The sequence below is a fragment of the Pseudoalteromonas nigrifaciens genome, from assembly GCF_002221505.1.
Classification (GTDB): domain Bacteria; phylum Pseudomonadota; class Gammaproteobacteria; order Enterobacterales; family Alteromonadaceae; genus Pseudoalteromonas; species Pseudoalteromonas nigrifaciens.
This window is the reverse complement of sequence record NZ_CP011036.1, coordinates 1890198-1910100: the sequence shown is the minus strand read 5'-3', so window position 1 is coordinate 1910100 and position 19903 is coordinate 1890198. Positions and strand designations below refer to the sequence as shown.

19 protein-coding genes are annotated in these 19903 nt (G+C 40.2%); 10 read left to right on the top strand and 9 right to left on the bottom strand.

All coding sequences use genetic code 11. The features are described from left to right. Window positions 1–15 precede the first annotated feature (15 nt). From PNIG_RS09285 to PNIG_RS09275, 3 genes are all read right to left on the bottom strand, one after another. Window positions 16–432, bottom strand: coding sequence for a SufE family protein (locus PNIG_RS09285; protein ID WP_011328333.1), 417 nt, complete (start codon window positions 430–432; stop codon window positions 16–18). A 14-nt stretch (window positions 433–446) separates the two neighbouring features. Continuing rightward, window positions 447–1673, bottom strand: a complete 1227-nt coding sequence (locus PNIG_RS09280) for an aminotransferase class V-fold PLP-dependent enzyme (RefSeq protein WP_086998567.1) — start codon at window positions 1671–1673, stop codon at window positions 447–449. A 125-nt stretch (window positions 1674–1798) separates the two neighbouring features. Continuing rightward, the gene (locus PNIG_RS09275; protein WP_089368347.1) at window positions 1799–3085 is read right to left on the bottom strand and encodes a citrate synthase; all 1287 of its coding nucleotides are present in this window, start codon (window positions 3083–3085) and stop codon (window positions 1799–1801) included. A gap of 406 nt (window positions 3086–3491) precedes the next feature. Between PNIG_RS09275 and sdhC the strand changes: the two genes are divergently transcribed. The 8 genes from sdhC to sucD all read left to right on the top strand — a co-directional run bounded on the left by sdhC (window position 3492) and on the right by sucD (window position 13373). Continuing rightward, window positions 3492–3869, top strand: a complete 378-nt coding sequence (sdhC, locus tag PNIG_RS09270; RefSeq protein ID WP_011328329.1) for a succinate dehydrogenase, cytochrome b556 subunit — start codon at window positions 3492–3494, stop codon at window positions 3867–3869. Next, window positions 3860–4207 carry a succinate dehydrogenase, hydrophobic membrane anchor protein gene (gene sdhD / locus PNIG_RS09265; protein WP_011328328.1) on the top strand — a complete coding sequence of 116 codons (348 nt, stop codon included), beginning with the start codon at window positions 3860–3862 and terminating at the stop codon, window positions 4205–4207. Before sdhC ends, sdhD begins: the two co-directional genes overlap by 10 nt. Then, the gene (sdhA, locus tag PNIG_RS09260) at window positions 4208–5980 is read left to right on the top strand and encodes a succinate dehydrogenase flavoprotein subunit (protein ID WP_011328327.1); all 1773 of its coding nucleotides are present in this window, start codon (window positions 4208–4210) and stop codon (window positions 5978–5980) included. It begins immediately after the preceding gene. A gap of 10 nt (window positions 5981–5990) precedes the next feature. Next, entirely contained in the window at window positions 5991–6707 is a 717-nt protein-coding gene (locus PNIG_RS09255; protein WP_011328326.1) for a succinate dehydrogenase iron-sulfur subunit, read from the top strand. 88 nt (window positions 6708–6795) lie between these two features. Continuing rightward, the gene (gene sucA, locus PNIG_RS09250) at window positions 6796–9615 is read left to right on the top strand and encodes a 2-oxoglutarate dehydrogenase E1 component (RefSeq protein WP_011328325.1); all 2820 of its coding nucleotides are present in this window, start codon (window positions 6796–6798) and stop codon (window positions 9613–9615) included. Window positions 9616–9618: 3 nt separating this feature from the next. Continuing rightward, on the top strand, window positions 9619–11157 hold the full coding sequence (gene odhB / locus PNIG_RS09245; RefSeq protein WP_011328324.1) for a 2-oxoglutarate dehydrogenase complex dihydrolipoyllysine-residue succinyltransferase: 1539 nt from the start codon (window positions 9619–9621) through the stop codon (window positions 11155–11157). Window positions 11158–11334: 177 nt separating this feature from the next. Then, window positions 11335–12501 (top strand): ADP-forming succinate--CoA ligase subunit beta, encoded by a 1167-nt coding sequence (sucC, locus tag PNIG_RS09240; RefSeq protein ID WP_011328323.1) that lies wholly within the window; start codon window positions 11335–11337, stop codon window positions 12499–12501. Beyond that, on the top strand, window positions 12501–13373 hold the full coding sequence (gene sucD, locus PNIG_RS09235; RefSeq protein ID WP_011328322.1) for a succinate--CoA ligase subunit alpha: 873 nt from the start codon (window positions 12501–12503) through the stop codon (window positions 13371–13373). The genes sucC and sucD overlap by 1 nt, the downstream gene beginning before the upstream one ends. A gap of 68 nt (window positions 13374–13441) precedes the next feature. Here sucD and PNIG_RS09230 read toward each other — a convergent pair whose 3' ends face one another. Next, on the bottom strand, window positions 13442–14512 hold the full coding sequence (locus tag PNIG_RS09230) for a DUF3083 family protein (protein WP_011328321.1): 1071 nt from the start codon (window positions 14510–14512) through the stop codon (window positions 13442–13444). Between the two features lie 216 nt (window positions 14513–14728). Here PNIG_RS09230 and glnS point away from each other — a divergent pair, with 216 nt between their 5' ends. Beyond that, a complete protein-coding gene (gene glnS / locus PNIG_RS09225; RefSeq protein WP_086994249.1) occupies window positions 14729–16387 on the top strand; it encodes a glutamine--tRNA ligase in 1659 nt (552 codons plus the stop codon). 113 nt (window positions 16388–16500) lie between these two features. Here the strand turns inward: glnS and fur are convergent, their stop codons facing one another. From fur to PNIG_RS09200, 5 genes are all read right to left on the bottom strand, one after another. Further along, the gene (gene fur, locus PNIG_RS09220) at window positions 16501–16944 is read right to left on the bottom strand and encodes a ferric iron uptake transcriptional regulator (protein ID WP_011328319.1); all 444 of its coding nucleotides are present in this window, start codon (window positions 16942–16944) and stop codon (window positions 16501–16503) included. Window positions 16945–17140: 196 nt separating this feature from the next. After that, window positions 17141–17668, bottom strand: a complete 528-nt coding sequence (fldA, locus tag PNIG_RS09215; protein WP_011328317.1) for a flavodoxin FldA — start codon at window positions 17666–17668, stop codon at window positions 17141–17143. Window positions 17669–17680: 12 nt separating this feature from the next. Then, window positions 17681–17959, bottom strand: a complete 279-nt coding sequence (gene ybfE / locus PNIG_RS09210; RefSeq protein WP_011328316.1) for a LexA regulated protein — start codon at window positions 17957–17959, stop codon at window positions 17681–17683. 2 nt (window positions 17960–17961) lie between these two features. After that, window positions 17962–18183 (bottom strand): DUF2788 domain-containing protein, encoded by a 222-nt coding sequence (locus PNIG_RS09205; RefSeq protein ID WP_011328315.1) that lies wholly within the window; start codon window positions 18181–18183, stop codon window positions 17962–17964. A 95-nt stretch (window positions 18184–18278) separates the two neighbouring features. Beyond that, entirely contained in the window at window positions 18279–19046 is a 768-nt protein-coding gene (locus tag PNIG_RS09200) for an alpha/beta fold hydrolase (protein ID WP_086994251.1), read from the bottom strand. A gap of 263 nt (window positions 19047–19309) precedes the next feature. Between PNIG_RS09200 and seqA the strand changes: the two genes are divergently transcribed. Continuing rightward, the gene (gene seqA / locus PNIG_RS09195; protein WP_089368346.1) at window positions 19310–19903 is read left to right on the top strand and encodes a replication initiation negative regulator SeqA; all 594 of its coding nucleotides are present in this window, start codon (window positions 19310–19312) and stop codon (window positions 19901–19903) included.

Genomic DNA, 19903 nt, shown 5'->3' with positions numbered 1-19903 from the left:
TGATCTTGGGTTAATTTAACTTATTTTTTGCTTAGCCATGGTTTGAATAGTCTCTACCATGGCTTTAATACCATTCCCTCTAGATGGACTTAAGTGGCTAATTAACCCTAGTTTTTCAAACTCTTGATAGGCGTTTATTTCAAGTACTTGCTCTGGAGTAAGGCCATTGTATAGCGCTAATATTAAGGCAAGTAAGCCCTTTACAATACGGGTATCAGAATCACCTATCACCACGAGTGTATTTTCGGTTAAATCAAACTCCACAAATAGCCACACTTTACTTTCGCAGCCAGGAACTAATGCGCTGTCTATTTTCAAAACGTCAGCAAGTACTGGTAATGTTTTACCAAGTAACATTATTTCTCGGTATTTTTGCTGCCATGCAGGTGCATTTTTTATCCCTTGGGCTGCTTTATTAAAAGTATTTGTCATATTCTTATCCAACATTAGTCTAATAGAGCAATGCATTTTTGTAGTGCATCAATAAAATTATCTACATCTGTATGGTTATTATAGAAAGCTAAGCTTGCTCTAAGGGTGCCATTGACCCCTAAATGCGCCATTAAAGGCTGAGTGCAATGATGGCCACTGCGCAGTGCAACCCCATATCCGTCAAGTAAAGTTGCCAAATCGTATGGATGCTCATCTTTATAGTTAAAACATAAAGTGCCAATATTATGCTTAAGGTCACTAAATAGGGTGATGCCATCAATTTGCTGTAGTTTATTGGCTGCATAATTAAATAGCGTTTGTTCATATTCAATTAAAGCAGGGTGATTTAATGCATTTATATACTCAAGTGCTGCACCAAAGCCTAATACGCCGGCAATATTTGGCGTGCCTGATTCAAACTTTGCCGGTGCATCGCGATAAGTGCTGTGCGTTAAGGTTACGGTTTGGATCATTTCTCCCCCGGTTTGGTATGGGGTGAGGGCATTTAATTGCTCGTAGCGGCCATATAAGCCACCTAAACCGGTTGGCCCCAGCATTTTATGGGCAGAAAAAACGTAAAAATCACAATTAAGTGTGCTTAAATTAGCTTTTAAATGCATTGCTCCTTGTGCGCCATCAACCAGTACTAATGCGCCTACCGCTTTCGCACTGGCAATTAACGGCGCTAAATTAGTGATATTACCAAGCGCATTAGAGGCTTGGCTAATGGCCAATAACTTAGGTTTATGCTGCTTTATAAATTCACAGCATGCAGGTATATCAAAGGTGGCATCGTCGTTAAGCGGTAAAATAGCAAGCTTAGCACCAGTTTGTTGAGACAAAACCTGCCAAGGTACAATATTAGCATGATGCTCAATAGGCGTAATAATGATGGTATCGCTGGCTTTTATTTGATTTTTTAAGCCATTAGCAACTAAGTTTATAGCTTCAGTTGCCCCTTTAGTCCATACAATTTCATTACTATTAACACCAAAAAATTCTGCAGCTTTATCGCGTACTTGCTCATAACGATAAGTAGCCTGCTCACTGAGGGTATGGCGTCCACGATGTACGTTCGCGTTTTGCGCTGCATAAAACTGTGCCGTGGTATCAATAACGCATTGTGGCTTTTGTGTGGTTGCCCCAGAGTCTAAATAAGTTAAAGTTTGGCTATTAATCGTTTGATTTAGGATAGGGAAATCATTACGTATTTTAGTGATATCAAACGTGGAAACAGACATAAGCTCATTTAATTAGTCAATTTAGGGCGAGAATTGTAATCTGTTTAAGATAATTCTCAAGTGCTGAGTAACAAAAAAGGTCGCAATAGCGACCTTTTAAAATACTTAAGCAATATTACAGCGAATTAACGCTTGTCAGCTGCTTTGTAGTCACGTCGTGTGTAACCCGTGTAAAGCTGACGTGGGCGGCTGATCTTATGACCAGGTTGAGATAGCATCTCATCCCAGTGAGTGATCCAACCAACAGTACGTGCCATTGCAAAAATTACAGTGAACATGCTTGTTGGAATACCGATCGCTTTTAAGATAATACCTGAGTAAAAATCTACGTTAGGGTAGAGTTTCTTCTCAACAAAATACGGGTCTTCAAGCGCAATTTGCTCAAGCTTCATTGCAATATCAAGCAATGGATCTTGAATATTTAGTTCAGCAAGTACTTCGTGACACGTTTGACGCATTACCGTTGCACGTGGATCAAAGTTTTTGTAAACACGGTGACCAAAGCCCATAAGACGGAACGGGTCTGACTTATCTTTTGCTTTAGCTACGTATTCGTCAATGCGATCAACAGAACCAATTTCTTCTAACATGTTTAAACATGCTTCGTTAGCGCCGCCGTGTGCAGGGCCCCAAAGAGATGCGATACCAGCAGCAATACAAGCATATGGGTTAGCACCAGATGAACCTGCAAGACGTACAGTAGACGTTGATGCGTTTTGTTCATGATCAGCATGAAGCATGAATATTTTATCCATAGCTTTAGCCGTTACAGGGTTAACTTTATACTCTTCAGCAGGTACAGAGAACATCATATGTAAGAAGTTTTCGGCGTAGCTTAAATCATTACGTGGGTATACAAATGGTTGGCCAATGTTTGTTTTATAAGCCATAGCTGCAATAGTAGGTAACTTAGCTACTAATTTAATTGCACTTGTTTTGCGTTGGCTTGCGTCTGTAATATCAAGATCTTCATGATAAAAAGATGATAAAGCACCAACCACGCCACATAGCATTGCCATAGGGTGTGCATCAAAACGAAAACCTTGGAAGAAAGTTGCAATTTTTTCATCTAGCATAGTGCTGCGAGTGATTTGTTGTGCAAATTCTTCATACTGCTCTTTTGAAGGTAACTCACCGTTTAATAGTAAGTAACATAGCTCTACATAGTTAGAGTCTTCAGCAAGCTGCTCAATTGGGTAACCACGATGAAGTAGAACACCTTTGCCGCCATCAATATAAGTAATTGTAGATTCACAAGAGCCAGTCGACATAAAACCTGGATCGTAAGTAAAGTGACCATGTGAACCTAATGTACGTACGTCAATTACATCCTGGCCAGCAGTACCTTGATAAATTGGAAGTTCGATTGGATCTAGACCATCAATATGGACTGTGGCTTTCTTATCCGCCATCTATGTATCTCCTATTAAGATAACTATTCTGATTTTATACTCTAAAATCTGTTTTAAGCACATCTTCTCATTTTAACGTGAAAGAGGGGTATAAAGTCAATTTTTATAAGCAATATGCGTATACGTATAATAAATATTCGGTATGGTTTGAATATTATACCATTGGCTAATTTGCAAATGGCTCTAACTAAACAAGAATTGTAAAAAGGCCTGCGGCTATATATACTGTCGAAGGTTTTTAACCGTATTGTATTTAGGTAAACATATTTTTACATTATAATTTTTGCATTATAGTGAACTTTATTTGTAAAGAGACGTTTATTTTGATAGTTCCATCAAAAATATTTGGTGGGTTTTAGAAAAACAAGTAGATGAGCCCCACTGTGGGCAAGATGGGCAAGTAACTGTGAAAAAGCAAAGACCTGTAAATCTAGATCTAACAACTATATCTATGCCGGCAACGGCTAAAGCGTCAATTTTCCACCGCGTCACCGGTGTTGCATTATTTTTTGCTTTAACGTTTGTCATTTGGGCTTGGTCAGAGTCTCTTTCTTCTGCTGAAGGTTTTGAATTCGTCAAGGGTCTGTTTAACGGATTCATTGCCAAATTTATTGCTTGGGGCACCGTGTCTGTATTGGGTTATCACCTTATTGGTGGTATTCGCCATATGATTATGGATATGGGACATTGGGAAGAACTTGAATCAGGTAACCTCAGCGCTAAAATTGCAATGGCTCTTGGCGTTGTGTTTGCCGTATTGGCAGGGGTGTGGATATGGTTTTAAATCAAGCAACTCTTAAACGTGATGGTGTACAAGATTTCGTATCTTTACGTACCACGGCATTAATAATAAGCGCGTATGCGATTTTTATTATCGGCTATTTTTTAGCAACGCCAGAAGTCACTTTCGAAGCCTGGACAGGCCTCTTCTCTAACCTAGCAATGAAAGGGTTTACTTTAATTGCCCTGGTTTGCATTATGGTTCATACCCGCATTGGCCTTTGGCAAGTTCTAACAGACTATGTTAAGTGCGCTAAGCTTCGTGCTGTTTTAGGCTTTGTACTAAACCTAATGGCCTTTGCTTACGTAGCTATTGGTCTAATCGTATTATGGGGTGTATAAGTGAAATATTCTGTTCGTGAATTTGACGCCGTAGTAATCGGTGCCGGTGGTGCAGGTATGCGCGCTGCTTTAGCTATTACTGAGTCTGGCAAAACGTGTGCTTTAATCTCTAAAGTATTTCCAACTCGCTCACACACTGTATCAGCACAGGGTGGTATTACAGTAGCGCTTGGTAACTCGCACGAAGATAACTGGGAATGGCACATGTACGATACCGTTAAGGGCTCCGATTTTATCGGTGACCAAGACGCTATTGAATATATGTGTCAAACAGGCCCAGAAGCTATTACTGAATTAGAAAACATGGGTCTCCCATTTTCTCGCTTTGAAAATGGCCGTGTTTACCAACGTCCTTTCGGTGGTCAATCGAAAAACTTTGGTGGTGAACAAGCTGCACGTACTGCGGCAGCTGCCGATCGTACTGGTCACGCACTATTACACCTTCTTTATCAACAAAATGTTAAAAACAAAACAAATGTATTCTCAGAATGGTATGCACTTGATTTAGTTAAAAACGATAATGGTGATGTAGTAGGTTGTACTGCAATTGAAATTGAAACAGGTGAAATCACTTATTTCAAATCTAAAGCAGTAGTATTAGCAACAGGTGGTGCGGGTCGTATTTTTGCATCAACTACTAATGCGCACATCAACACCGGCGATGGCGTTGGTATGGCAACACGTGCTGGTATTTCTATGCAAGATATGGAAATGTGGCAGTTCCACCCAACGGGTATTGCTGGCGCGGGTACGCTAGTAACTGAAGGTTGTCGTGGCGAAGGTGGTTATCTTTTAAATAAAGATGGCGAGCGCTTCATGGAACGTTATGCACCAAACGCAAAAGACTTAGCGTCTCGCGATGTGGTTGCACGTTCAATGATGACTGAGATCCGTGAAGGTCGTGGTTGTGATGGTCCTTGGGGTCCTCACCTTAAGCTAAAACTAGATCACTTAGGTGCAGAAACACTAAATCTGCGTCTTCCTGGTGTATGTGACCTTGCTAAAACATTTGCTCACGTTGACCCTGCAAAAGAACCAATTCCAGTAATTCCTACATGTCATTACATGATGGGTGGCGTGCCAACCAACGTAAATGGTCAAGCGCTACAAATCGACGCAAACGGCAAAGAAACAATCGTTGAAGGTTTGTTTGCGGTAGGTGAGATTGCCTGTGTATCAGTACACGGTGCTAACCGCTTAGGTGGTAACTCATTACTTGATTTAGTGGTATTTGGTCGTGCGGCCGGTAACTTCTTAGGTAAATACCTAAATGATGTTGAAATTTCTAAAGCGGCATCAGAGTCTGATTTAGAAACATCACTTGCACGTTACAATCGTTGGGAAAATTCAACGGCTGGCCAAGGTGAAGATCCAGTTCAAATCAAAAAAGACTTACAGCAATGTATGCAACTTAACTTCTCGGTATTTCGTGAAGGTGACTCAATGGCTGCTGGTCTGCAAGAACTTAAAGAAATTCGTGAACGTCTGCAACATGCACGTCTTGATGATAAATCATCAGACTTCAACACGCAGCGTATTGAATGTCTTGAACTAGATAACTTAATGGAAACAGCTTACTCAACTGCAGTAGCTGCAAACTTCCGTACCGAAAGCCGTGGTGCACACTCTCGCTTTGACTTCCCAGATCGTGATGACGAAAACTGGTTATGTCACTCAGTATTTAATCCGTTAACGGATGAAATGAGCAAGCGTGACGTAAACTACGCGCCTAAGTCGCGTGAAGCTTTCCCACCTAAAGCACGTGTGTACTAGGAGATAGACGATGGCACAAGTACAATTTTCAGTTTATCGTTATAATCCCGATGTTGACAACGCACCTCGTATGCAAGAATACACCTTGCAAACAGAGGAAGGTCACGACATGATGGTTTTGGATGCACTTATTCTTTTAAAAGAACAAGATCCAACATTATCTTTCCGTCGTTCATGCCGTGAAGGCGTGTGTGGATCTGATGGTGTTAACATGAATGGTAAAAATGGTTTGGCATGTATCACTCCTTTATCTACGCTGCAAAAAGGTGGCAAAGGTAAAATAGTAGTGCGTCCATTACCAGGCTTACCTGTGGTTCGTGACCTTGTTATTGACATGAGTCAGTTCTACACTCAATACGAAAAAGTTAAACCGTATCTAATTAATGACACGCCAGCAGCTGGCGAGCGTCTTCAAACAATCGAAGAACGTGATAAGTTAGATGGGCTTTATGAGTGTATTTTATGTGCATGTTGTTCAACATCGTGTCCTTCGTTCTGGTGGAATCCAGACAAGTTCATTGGTCCAGCAGGCCTTCTTCATGCTTACCGTTTCTTGGCTGATAGCCGAGATACAGCAACAGAAGAGCGTTTAGCTGACTTAGACGATGCTTTCAGTGTGTTCCGTTGCCACAGTATAATGAACTGTGTTAGCGTTTGTCCTAAGGGTCTTAATCCGACCAAAGCAATTGGACAAATAAAATCTATGTTATTAAACCGAGCGGTTTAATTACTTAGTAAATGTAGGATGGCTAATACTAATTAGTCATCCTGTTATCATAACTATTAATTTCTGCGCTAAAGAAAAGGGCTTATAAATGCACGAAGGTGTGATGAAGGCATGGCTAGAATCTTCACATTTAAACGGCGGTAACGTTGCTTATATTGAAGAGCTTTATGAAGCGTATTTAGACGATGCGACTTCGGTGCCAGAAGAATGGCGAGAAGTGTTTGAACAATTACCTAAAGTTGATGGTGTGGATGTTGAAGTAAAACATTCAGAAGTTCGAGCACAGTTTGCGGCGCTTGCTAAAAACAAGCATAGAGAAGTAGTGGTAGCAGAGGGCAGTGGCGGTGACCTTAAACAGGTTAAAGTATTGCAACTTATTAATGCTTTCCGTTTTCGTGGACACCAAAATGCTAACTTAGATCCGTTAGGTATTTGGCAGCGAGAGCGCGTACGAGATTTAGAGCTAGATTACCACGACCTATCCAATGCTGACTTTGACCGCGAATTTAATGTAGGATCGTTTGCTGTAGGGCGCGATACTATGCCTCTAGGTGAGTTATACCAAGCACTAAAAACCACGTATTGTGGTTCTATTGGCGCCGAGTATATGCACATCACATCAACAGAAGAAAAACGTTGGTTACAACAGCGTTTAGAGTCTGTTCAGTCTAGGCCAAAATTCAATAAAGACGAAAAGCTACGTATCCTTAAAGGATTAACCGCAGCCGATGGTCTTGAAAAATATTTAGGGGCTAAGTTCCCAGGTGCTAAGCGCTTCTCACTTGAAGGTGGCGATGCGTTAGTACCTATGCTTAAAGAGCTGATTCACCGCGCTGGTGAAAGTGGCCAAAAAGAAGCTGTTATTGGTATGGCTCACCGCGGCCGTTTAAACGTACTTGTGAACGTACTTGGTAAAAATCCATCAGAGTTATTTGATGAGTTTGCCGGTAAACACAAAGACACGTTAAGCTCGGGTGATGTTAAATACCACATGGGTTACTCATCTGACTTTGCTACTAAAGGTGGCAATGTGCACATGGCACTTGCGTTTAACCCATCGCATCTTGAAATTGTAAATCCAGTGGTTATGGGCTCAGTACGTGCTCGTTTAGACCGCTTAGGTGACAGCTCAGGTATTAAAGCACTGCCAATTACTATTCATGGCGACTCAGCAATTGCTGGTCAAGGTGTTGTACAAGAAACATTTAACATGTCACAAACAAACGCCTTTAGCTGTGGCGGTAGTATTCGTATAGTAGTAAATAACCAAGTTGGATTTACAACGTCTAAACAAGACGATGTACGTTCTACTCCATACTGTACTGACATTGCTAAAATGGTGCAGTCGCCAATATTTCATGTTAATTCTGACGATCCAGAAGCAGTGGCATTTGTTACTCAACTGGCACTTGATTTCAGAAACCAATTTAAGCGTGACGTTGTAATTGACCTTGTTTGTTACCGTCGCCATGGTCATAACGAAGCTGATGAGCCTAATGCTACTCAGCCTGTTATGTATCAAAAAATTAAAAAGCATCCAGTTCCACGTTTAATTTACGCTGATCAATTAATTGCCGAAGGCTCATTCACTGAAGATGAGGTTAAAGCACTTGTTGATGATTACCGTAATGGTTTAGACGAAGGTAATTGTGTGGTTGATGAAATACAGCCAGAAACATCACATTCATCAGATTGGGCAAAGTATGTTGGCCATGAATGGAGTGTTGATTACGATGCAAGTGTCTCGGTTGAAAAACTAAAAGAGCTTGGCAACATAGTGTCTAGCTACCCAGAGAGTCATAAAGCGCAATCGCGCGTGAAGAAAATTTACGACGATCGTAAGCTAATGGCATCTGGCGAAAAGCCGCTTGATTGGGGCATGGCAGAAACACTAGCTTATGCAACTATTGCAGCAGAAGGCACAGATATTCGCTTTACTGGACAAGATTCTGGTCGTGGTACTTTCTTCCATCGCCATGCGGTAGTACATAGTCAAGCCGATGGTGCGACTTACACTCCACTTGAGCATGTTGGTAAAGATCAAGGTACTTTCCAAGTATTCGATTCAGTTCTTTCTGAAGAAGCGGTTGTTGCTTTTGAATATGGTTACGCAACCGCAGAGCCAACGTCATTAATTATTTGGGAAGCACAGTTTGGTGACTTTGCAAACGGCGCACAAGTTGTATTTGATCAGTTTTTAAGCTCGGGTGAGCAAAAGTGGGGGCGTTTATGCGGCCTTACTATTTTATTACCACATGGTTACGAAGGCCAAGGTCCAGAGCACAGCTCTGCACGCTTAGAGCGCTTTTTACAACTTTGTGCTGATCACAATATGCAAGTATGTGTACCTTCAACGCCAGCGCAAGTATATGCAATGCTTCGTCGTCAATCAGTTAGACCATTGCGTCGTCCACTGATTGTTATGACGCCTAAGTCATTACTACGCCATCCGTTAGCAGTGTCTTCGCTAGAAGAACTCTCTGCAGGTGTTTTTCATAATGTGATTGACGAAATTGATGATATTAACCCTGAGAAAGTAGAGCGCGTTATTTTTTGTAGTGGTAAAGTTTACTATGAACTATTACAAGAGCGCCGCAAGCTTGAACAAGATAATATTGCTATCGTACGTGTAGAGCAGCTTTACCCGTTCCCACACGACGAAATGAAAACTATTATAGAGCGTTACCAGCACGTAACTGATTTTGTATGGTGTCAAGAAGAGCCGCAAAACCAAGGTGCATGGTATTGCTCGCAACATCACTTCAAAGATGCTATTCCACAAAACGCTAAACTAACGTATGCGGGTCGTAAGGCTTCAGCATCACCAGCATGTGGTTATATGTCAGTACATACTAAAGAACAACAAGCGCTCGTTGCCGACGCGCTTACTATCGAAAATAAAGGATAAGCAATGAGCACAGAAATTAAAGTTCCTGTTCTTCCTGAGTCGGTTGCAGATGCTACCGTTGCTACATGGCATGTAAGTGTTGGCGACAAAGTAACTCGCGACCAAAACTTAGTAGACATTGAAACAGATAAAGTGGTTTTAGAAGTTGTTGCGCAACATGACGGTGTGATTACTGAAATTACACAAGAAGAAGGCGCTACGGTACTTGGCGATCAAGTTATCGGTTTACTTGGCGATGCTGATGCAGCACCAGCAAGTGAAGATGCACCAAAAGAAGACTCTTCAACTGAAGAATCTGCAGCAACTAAATCAGAAGACGCGCCAGCGGCGCAATCAGCACCAGCATCAGAAGGTAAAGAAGTGGATATTAAAGTTCCTGTACTTCCAGAATCAGTTGCAGACGCAACAATTGCTACATGGCATGTACAAGCAGGCGACGCAGTAACTCGCGATCAAAACTTAGTAGATATTGAAACTGATAAAGTGGTACTTGAGGTTGTTGCTCAAGAAGACGGTATCATGGGTGAAATAATCCACGGCGAAGGCGACACTGTATTAGGCGAGCAAGTAATTGGCTCGGTTAAAGCGGGCGGCGCTCCAGCAGCACCAGCTAAAAAAGCAGACGCAGCTGCACCAGCAGCAAGTGAGTCAAACGACAGCTCTGATGTGTTAACACCTTCAGTACGTCGTTTAATTGCTGAAAAAGGCCTAGACGCTGCAAAAATTAAAGGCACGGGTAAAAACGGTCGTGTAACTAAAGAAGACGTAGATACTTTCTTAAAAGCACCTGCACCAGCGGCAAAAGCAGCACCAGCGGCAGCACCTGCAGCAGCAATGGGCGATCGTACACAAAAACGTGTTCCTATGACGCGTTTACGTAAAACAATTGCTAAGCGCTTACTTGAAGCGAAAAACTCAACTGCAATGTTAACAACATTCAACGAAGTGAACATGGAACCTATCATGAGCCTTCGTAAGCAGTATCAAGAAGTGTTTGAAAAGCGCCACGGTATTCGTTTAGGTTTCATGTCTTTCTACGTGAAAGCGGTTACTGAAGCACTTAAGCGCTTTCCAGATGTAAATGCATCAATTGATGGTGACGATATTGTTTATCACAACTACTTCGATATCAGCATCGCTGTATCTACACCTCGTGGTCTAGTAACGCCAGTACTTAAAGATTGTGACAAGTTATCAGTTGCAGAAATCGAAAAAGGTATTCGTGAGCTAGCACTAAAAGGTCGTGATGGTAAGCTAACACTTGATGATATGACGGGTGGTAACTTCACTATTACAAATGGCGGTGTATTTGGTTCTTTACTATCTACTCCTATCATTAATTTACCGCAGTCTTCAATTTTGGGTATGCATAAAATCCAAGATCGTCCAATGGCTGTAAACGGTAAAGTAGAAATACTTCCTATGATGTATTTAGCACTTTCTTATGACCACCGCATCATTGATGGCAAAGAATCTGTTGGCTTCTTAGTAACAATTAAAGAGTTACTTGAAGATCCAACACGCTTATTACTGGATGTTTAATTTAGTTGTATGAAATGTAAGCTGTGAATGAACATTCACAGCTTTTTTTTTGCGCCTTTGGTCATACTGGGGTTTTCATGTTAAGCCTTGGGATCTATACTATGGTCGCAATTTGGGATAGTTGTTTATTTGAAAAAATATTCGGCTCTTTTAGTATAAAAATTTGGATAAAGCATCATGAATTTGCATGAGTATCAGGCAAAACAACTTTTTGCCGAATATGGTTTACCAGTTTCTACAGGTTACGCTTGCGATACACCTGAAGAAGCTGCAGCTGCTGCTGAAAAAATTGGCGGCGATATGTGGGTTGTTAAAACTCAGGTTCACGCAGGTGGACGTGGTAAAGCTGGCGGTGTAAAGCTAGTAAAAACTATCGACGAAGTTAAAGCGTTTGCAGCTAACTGGTTAGGTAAAAACCTAGTTACTTACCAAACAGACGAGAAAGGCCAGCCAGTTGCTAAAATTTTAGTAGAAAGCTGTACTGACATCGCCAACGAATTGTACCTAGGTGCAGTTGTTGACCGTGCATCTCGCAAAGTTGTTTTCATGGCGTCTACTGAAGGCGGCGTTGAAATTGAAACTGTTGCTGAAGAAACACCTGAGCTTATCCATAAAGCTGAGATCGACCCATTAGTAGGTCCTCAAGCTTATCAAGCACGTGAACTAGGTTTCAAATTGGGTCTTAACCCAGTACAAATGAAACAGTTTGTTAAGATCTTTATGGGTCTTGGTAAAATGTTCACTGATTTTGATTTCGCATTACTTGAAATCAACCCGCTTGTGATCACAGACGAAGGTAACCTTCACTGTCTTGACGGCAAAATCGGTATCGATGGTAATGCACTTTACCGTCAACCTAAAATCCGTGAATTCCATGATCCTTCACAAGAAGATTCACGTGAAGCACATGCAGCAAGCTTTGAGCTTAACTACGTAGCGCTAGATGGCAACGTTGGTTGTATGGTTAACGGTGCAGGCCTAGCAATGGGTACTATGGACATCGTAAATCTACACGGTGGCAAACCGGCTAACTTCCTAGATGTTGGCGGCGGCGCGACTAAAGAACGTGTTTCTGAAGCATTCAAAATCATTCTTTCTGATGATAATGTTAAAGCTGTTTTAGTTAACATCTTTGGCGGTATTGTACGTTGTGACATGATTGCTGAAGGCATCATTGGCGCAGTTAAAGAAGTAGGCGTAAACGTACCAGTAGTTGTACGTTTAGAAGGTACTAACGCTGAACTAGGCCGTGAAGTTCTTAAAAACTCTGGTCTAGACATCATCGCTGCTGAATCACTAACAGACGCTGCTGAAAAAGTAGTTGCTGCTGCGGAGGGCAAATAATGTCTGTATTAATCAATAAAGATACAAAAGTTATCTGTCAAGGTTTCACCGGTGGCCAAGGTACTTTCCACTCAGAGCAAGCGCTTGAGTACGGTACACAAATGGTTGGTGGCGTAAGCCCAGGTAAAGGCGGTCAAACGCACCTTGGTCTTCCTGTATTCAATACAGTGCGTGAAGCAGTACAAGAAACTGGCGCAACTGCGTCTGTTATCTATGTACCAGCACCTTTTTGTAAAGATGCAATCTTAGAAGCAATCGATGCAGGCATCGAGCTGATTGTTTGTATCACTGAAGGTATTCCTACACTTGATATGGTTGATGTTAAAATCAAACTAGATCAAACAGGTACACGTATGATCGGTCCTAACTGCCCAGGTGTTATTACTCCTGGTGAAACTAAGATTGGTATCATGCCTGGTCATATCCACAAACCTGGTAAAGTAGGTATTGTTTCTCGCTCTGGTACATTAACGTACGAAGCAGTTAAGCAAACTACTGATGCTGGTTTTGGTCAGTCTACATGTGTTGGTATTGGTGGCGACCCAATTCCAGGTACTAACTTTATCGACGTTTTAGAAATGTTCGAAAAAGATCCACAAACTGAAGCGATCGTAATGATCGGTGAAATTGGTGGTACTGCAGAAGAAGAAGCTGCAGAGTACATCAAAGCACACGTTACTAAACCTGTAGTATCTTACATTGCTGGTGTTACTGCACCAGAAGGTAAGCGTATGGGTCACGCTGGCGCAATCATTGCCGGTGGTAAAGGTACTGCTGATGAGAAATTTGCTGCACTAGAAGCTGCGGGCGTAAAAACTGTACGTTCACTTGCTGATATCGGTAAAGCACTTAAAGAGAAAACAGGCTGGTAATCGCTTTTTTACTCTAAAAAGGCTCGCTAATGCGAGCCTTTTTGTTATCTGCACTTTTACTTTTACACTTAGTATAGGTAGCTTATATGCTGATAAAACCGCACTGATAAATCTTGGCGTTGTTTATTTATAGCTAACTCATCGCACAAAGTATGAATCGTTTTCTCTACTTGATTCATAAACCGCCCATAGCCCATTTCATTATTATTATGCTGCGCAGCCACCACTACAAAATGCAGTGTTTCTACTAATTTATCTTCATTAAATAGCGCTTTAATTTGCACTTGATCAGTCTCTATGTCAAAGCTTAACTTTTGTAATTCTTGATTACCGTCATTTTTATCAATGCTGCTATTACGAATAATAGGTATAGCGCCATTAGCAACCATAGCCCCGTGGGTTAACTTATTGGTATTACAAATTTGGGTAAATAAATCGGTAAAGTATGTATAAAATTGCTTAAAATCACGATTATTTATTTGTGTTTGAAATTGCGTTTTGATTGCTCGTGACACTGGAATAGCGAAGGTTGCATAGCTCATTTGGGCATGATCACTGGGAATATTACACTGCCTTGACTGGTAGCGAGGGTAGAGGCTACGCAGTTTATAACCGTAGGTTTGTTTATTGCCTTTATCTTTAGCAAATAAGTCATAGGTTAAATGTTGATGATCGCGCAGTTTAAACAATGGTTGTTCTAAAAATAACTGCTGTTGTAAATTATTTAATACCTTTTGTACCTTGCTATGAAACAGTGCTGAATTTGCACGCAGATCGTCACCGGTTGCTAAAAATAACAGCCTGATTTTTTTACTGGCTATATTTTCAGTGTAGTACGCTTTATGTGCTTCGTGGTAGCGAGGGTTATAAAAAAACAACATTTGTTTATTCGTTTCAAGCTGATACGACTCATCGTTAAAGCGTACTACAGGTAGTTTGTCGTTCGCTAATAAATGCACATTGTGTAAGCCAAGCTCATCACAGCAAGAAAAAAGCTCACGTGCTATACGCTCATAACAACAGTTAATATTACTAAAGCTTTTATAAAAATCAGTGGTAGGGGTTATTTCAGCTAAAAGGTAGTGATTGGTACGGGCATTGGTTGGAATATAAACACGGTGTTGATTTTGTATAGCCATGATGGTTCCTTTAAGTCAGGTTATTTGCTTACTATAATGGCCTTTGATGACGTTATTATTGCGCTAAAACAAAGTTTATTCATTAACTGACTCGTTACTGAATTAAAGTTAACCAAGATCTAAAATAAACCTTAATCTATTGCTGTATGTTAGTGTATGTTTTTGTAATAATGCATTAGTTTTGTTATCACGCACTATTTTGAGGATCATACTCCTATGGCGGAAATCGAGAATCGCCCAAGTAATTTTATTAGAACCCGCATTGACCAAGATTTAGCAAGTGGAAAGCATGCGTCTACGCATACTCGTTTTCCACCCGAACCAAATGGTTTTTTACACATTGGCCATGCAAAATCAATTTGTTTAAATTTTGGCATCGCAAAAGACTATAACGGTTTATGTAACTTACGCTTTGACGATACAAACCCAGAAAAAGAAGATATTAACTACGTTAATTCTATTAAAGAAGACGTGCAGTGGTTAGGCTTTAATTGGGATGGCGAAATTAAATACTCGTCTAATTACTTCGATATATTATACGATTATGCAGTTGAGCTAATAAATAAAGGCTTAGCGTATGTGTGCTTTTTAACGGCAGATCAAGCCCGTGAATACCGTGGCACATTAAAAGAGCCGGGTAAAAACAGCCCATACCGCGATACAGCAAGTGATGAGAACCTCGCGTTATTTGAAAAAATGCGTAATGGCGAGTTTAAAGAAGGCGAGTGTGTACTGCGCGCTAAAATTGATATGGCAAGCTCATTTATGGTGCTTCGCGATCCTATTATTTATCGTGTACGCTTTGCTCATCATCATCAAACTGCAGATAAGTGGTGCATTTACCCAATGTACGACTTTACTCACTGTATTTCTGATGCGCTAGAAGGTATTACTCATTCATTGTGTACACTGGAGTTTCAAGATAACCGTCGTTTATACGACTGGGTACTTGATAACATCAGTTTAGAGTGTCATCCACAGCAAATTGAGTTTTCACGCTTAAACCTAGAGTACACTATTATGTCTAAGCGCAAGCTCAGCGACTTAGTAGTGAATAATCATGTAGAAGGGTGGGATGATCCACGTATGCCTACGATTGCGGGCTTACGTCGTCGTGGTTATACCCCAGCCTCCATTCGTGAGTTCTGCTTACGTATTGGTGTAACCAAACAAGAAAACATGGTTGAAATGGGCATGCTTGAAGCCTGTATCCGTGAAGATCTTAACGAAAATGCACCACGTGCAATGGCGGTACTTGATCCCGTTAAAATCGTTATTGAAAACTATGATGCTGATAAAGTTGAAACCTTATCTGTGGCTAATCACCCAAATAAAGAAGAAATGGGTCGCCGTGATGTGCCATTCACACGTGAAATTTATATTGAACGTGAAGACTTTAAAGAAGAAGCTAATAACAAGTTCAAACGTTTAGTACTTGATAAAGAAGTACGCTTACGCGGCGCTTATGTAATTAAAGCACAGCGTGTTGAAAAAGACGAAAATGGTGAAATTACCACTATTTATTGTACTTTTGACCCAGAAACGCTAGGTAAAAATCCAAGTGATGGTCGTAAAGTTAAAGGGGTTATTCATTGGGTATCGGCAAGTGAAGCGATTACAGCAGAAGTACGTTTATATGACCGTTTATTTAGCGTACCAAACCCAGCAGCAGCCGATGAGTTTGAAAGCACCTTAAACCCTGACTCATTAGTTATTTTAACGAATGCTAAGTTAGAGCCATCGTTGGCTAATTCAGCAGCCGAGCAAGGTTTTCAGTTTGAACGTACTGGCTATTTTTCGCGAGATTCAAAAGCGAAAAACATAGTATTTAATCAAACAGTGGGTCTGCGTGACTCATGGTCAAAAACTCAGTAAAGGTTAACGCCTCTGTACTCATTATTACCTAGGAAGTGTTAGTAATGAGTACTGGGAATTTTACTGACAAAAAAACCTGCATTAAGCAGGTTTTTTTTGTTTATAATACAAGCTTAACTTATATTATTAGCAAAATTTTTGCACGCTTCTTTGTCTTCGCATTCACCATACAAATATAAAGAATGATTGGTTAATTTAATACCATTTCTTTCAGCAACTTCAAGTTGGCGACGTTCAATAACATCATCTTCAAACTCAACCACTTTACCACATTTTAGACATACTAAGTGGTCATGGTGAGTGCTGGTTGCAAGTTCAAATACTGATTTACCACCTTCAAAGTGATGGCGAGTAACAATACCAGCGTCATCAAATTGATTAAGTACGCGATATACAGTTGCAAGACCGATTTCTTCACCCAAATCTAGAAGAATTTTATAAACATCCTCAGCGCTAATATGCTGGTTATCAGGTGATTGTAAAATCTCTAAAATCTTAATTCGCGGTAAAGTAACCTTTAAACCGGCTTTTTTTAATTCCAAATTATGATCAGTCATTAAATCTGTCTCAATTTTGTTTGGTTATACTAGACACCTTGCAAGGATGTACACGAATAGATGTACACGACACATCAACCGGTAAGGGTAACGTGCCTAGCTACTAAGTGCAAAGGTCAAAGCTAATAAATACCGATAAAAACGCATTTACTAATATATTGCTACTAATTTAAGCAAAAACCAAGAAAAAATAAAGTTAATCAGCAAGTTCGCTTAAACACATTTCTTCATAAACTTGGGCAGACCAGGCTTTAACACGCTGCTCAGTAAGTTCTGGTTGACGGTCTTCATCGATACCTAAACCAACAAAATGTTTGTCATCAGCAATACCTTTAGATGCTTCAAAGTTATAACTTTCACTTGGCCAATGACCAACCACAATAGCACCACGTTCAGTAACTATATCGTTAATCATGCCCATTGCATCTAAAAAGTACTCTGCGTAGTCTTCTTGGTCACCACAACCAAAAATAGCAACCAGCTTACCTTCAAAGTCTACTTCTTCAAGCTCAGGAAAAAAATCATCCCAATCACATTGCGCTTCGCCATAATACCAAGTAGGAATACCAAATAAGATTAAATCAAATTCCGCAATCTCTTCTTTAGAGCTTTTTGCAATATCATGTACAGCTACGAGCTTTTTACCCAATTCTTTTTGGATCATTTTTGCTACGTGTTCTGTATTACCTGTGTCACTTCCGAAAAAAATGCCTACACTTGCCATGGATTAAACCTTTTATCTATCAATAGCCAATCTTTCTTGTAAAATTGTTTCAATCAACACACTGCGGCTAATATTTTGTGCATCTGCCATATCACTAAGTGCCTGATATAACTGTGAAGAAACTTTAAATTCAACACGCTTTAAACCACGTGCTTTATCTCTTTTTATTTGATTACGTTTATTAACCTTTAACTGCATATCCCGTGGAAGGGGATTGGTTTTAGGTCTACCTGGGCGTTTTTCGTATTCAAATAAATCGAGCGTTGTTCTATCTGTTTCTGACTTGGCCATGCTTAACCTACACCTGCGCCTTGCCAAAATACTTGAATAAGTCCTTTAGCAATAAAGCCAGAACACCCTAAAAAGAGTACAGCCCAAACAATGTAACGACCAAACTTGGGTACATTGCCGCTTTTTAGTACGTCTTTAATTGCCATACCGATAAATATAAAAATACCGGCTAAGCCAAAATACAACCCTAAGGTATCAAATTCGTTAATTAACTGACTGACCATCAACGTGTAACCTTTAAATTAAACGGCGCATACTATAGCATATAAATATACGACTTTTTAGTACGCAAAATCAAAAACAGGCGATTAAAATGAGTTTAAATCGCAGTTAAAAAGTCATTTATTGCTTTATTCACTGCTAATGGCTTTTGCGCATGCAACCAGTGGCCAGCACCGTGAATTATTTTGGCACTGGCATTACTAAAGCGCGCATTAATAGCCGCTCTATGCTCAGCTAATATATAGTCAGAATCATTACCTTTAATAAATAGAGTGTCGCACAAACAAGAATTGTTTTCATTAACATTGTCGGTAATTATCGAATAATTTTTATCAAGACTCAATAAATTAAACCGCCATGCAAAATTGCCTTCATCGTTTTTAGCTAAGCTTTTTAATAAAAACTGACGCACACCCATCTCGTCTATAAAAGGCTGCATAATTGCATCGGCATGCTTTCTATCTGTAATAGATTCGTTTGCAACCGCTTTAAGCGCTTGAATAATTTTAGTGTGACGAGCAGGGTAACTAACAGGTGCTATATCAAGCACAATTAATTTATTAACGTGCTCTGGATGGGTTAATGCCAATTCCATTGCTACTTTTCCGCCCATAGAGTGGCCTATAATGTGCGCTTTATCTATGTTCAAATGCGTTAATAATTCAATAATATCTTGGGCCATTGCCGCATAAGTCATTGTATCGCTATGGGGCGATTTGCCATGGTTACGTAAATCGACATTGGTTACGGTATAAAATTCACTAAGGGGTTTTGCGATCACGTTTAAGTTCTCTAATGATCCAAAAAGCCCATGAATTAAAATAACATGTGGGCCTTGCCCTTGTTGCTTATAATTTAACTGCATATTAGCCTCAGTGTAAAATTCGCCATAGTGTGACGAGCATTTGCTTAAAAAGCAAAAAATACAGTCACAAAATATAATATTGGGCTGTAGCCTGTTTTATCAACAATATTTAGCTATTTAATCGTGCTAAATAGTAATTTAAATAGCGCACATAAGTAATTTAAAATATATGTTTACAGCGGGGTTTGTTGTAACTCGCATTTCTAACTGGTTTGGGTATAATCACACGGAAAGAAAAATGTGGCCGTAATGACAGGAAGAACATGAAACAAATCGACATAGACGACGAGTTATATCAGTATATTGCCAGCAATACGCAAAGTATTGGTGAGAGCGCATCCACTATTTTACGTCGTTTATTAAATCTGAGCGGCGAAAAAATTCAGACCGCAAACGTAGAGCTTAATCAAAATAATCAAACAACAACTACCTTGCCTAAAATTACCCCTGTAGCAGAGCAAACACCTGCGCTTGCTGCTAAGCCAAGTGCAGTAGCTGAGAAGTCTGTGCAGCAAAAAAATGCGAATGTATTTAATGTATTAAATAAAGAAGAGTTGGCAATGCAGAAAGGCGTTGTGGGTCGGTTTTTATTTATTTTAAGTGCATTTTACCGTACCCATAAAACTGACTTTCGCGCCGTATTAGATATCAAAGGCCGTGATCGCGTTTACTTTGCTACTAGCAAAGAAGACTTAGTTAATAGTGGTAGCAGTATGAACCCTAAAAACATCACCGACAGTGAGTACTGGGTAATGACAAACTCTAACACTACACGTAAAAAAATGATGCTTCATGAAGTTGCTTTGTGTTTAGGTTATAGCACAGAACAAGCTGAAAAAATTCGCGACTACCTGTAA

Coding starts and splice junctions, on each gene's coding strand:
- PNIG_RS09200 (WP_086994251.1), bottom strand. CDS start 19,046: ATGCAGTTAAATTATAAGCAACAAGGGCAAGGCCCACATGTTATTTTA.
- fldA (WP_011328317.1), bottom strand. CDS start 17,668: ATGGCAAGTGTAGGCATTTTTTTCGGAAGTGACACAGGTAATACAGAA.
- PNIG_RS09275 (WP_089368347.1), bottom strand. CDS start 3,085: ATGGCGGATAAGAAAGCCACAGTCCATATTGATGGTCTAGATCCAATC.
- fur (WP_011328319.1), bottom strand. CDS start 16,944: ATGACTGATCATAATTTGGAATTAAAAAAAGCCGGTTTAAAGGTTACT.
- PNIG_RS09280 (WP_086998567.1), bottom strand. CDS start 1,673: ATGTCTGTTTCCACGTTTGATATCACTAAAATACGTAATGATTTCCCT.
- odhB (WP_011328324.1), top strand. CDS start 9,619: ATGAGCACAGAAATTAAAGTTCCTGTTCTTCCTGAGTCGGTTGCAGAT.
- sucD (WP_011328322.1), top strand. CDS start 12,501: ATGTCTGTATTAATCAATAAAGATACAAAAGTTATCTGTCAAGGTTTC.
- PNIG_RS09255 (WP_011328326.1), top strand. CDS start 5,991: ATGGCACAAGTACAATTTTCAGTTTATCGTTATAATCCCGATGTTGAC.
- sdhD (WP_011328328.1), top strand. CDS start 3,860: ATGGTTTTAAATCAAGCAACTCTTAAACGTGATGGTGTACAAGATTTC.
- glnS (WP_086994249.1), top strand. CDS start 14,729: ATGGCGGAAATCGAGAATCGCCCAAGTAATTTTATTAGAACCCGCATT.
- sucA (WP_011328325.1), top strand. CDS start 6,796: ATGCACGAAGGTGTGATGAAGGCATGGCTAGAATCTTCACATTTAAAC.
- PNIG_RS09205 (WP_011328315.1), bottom strand. CDS start 18,183: ATGGTCAGTCAGTTAATTAACGAATTTGATACCTTAGGGTTGTATTTT.
- PNIG_RS09230 (WP_011328321.1), bottom strand. CDS start 14,512: ATGGCTATACAAAATCAACACCGTGTTTATATTCCAACCAATGCCCGT.
- PNIG_RS09285 (WP_011328333.1), bottom strand. CDS start 432: ATGACAAATACTTTTAATAAAGCAGCCCAAGGGATAAAAAATGCACCT.
- sucC (WP_011328323.1), top strand. CDS start 11,335: ATGAATTTGCATGAGTATCAGGCAAAACAACTTTTTGCCGAATATGGT.
- ybfE (WP_011328316.1), bottom strand. CDS start 17,959: ATGGCCAAGTCAGAAACAGATAGAACAACGCTCGATTTATTTGAATAC.
- seqA (WP_089368346.1), top strand. CDS start 19,310: ATGAAACAAATCGACATAGACGACGAGTTATATCAGTATATTGCCAGC.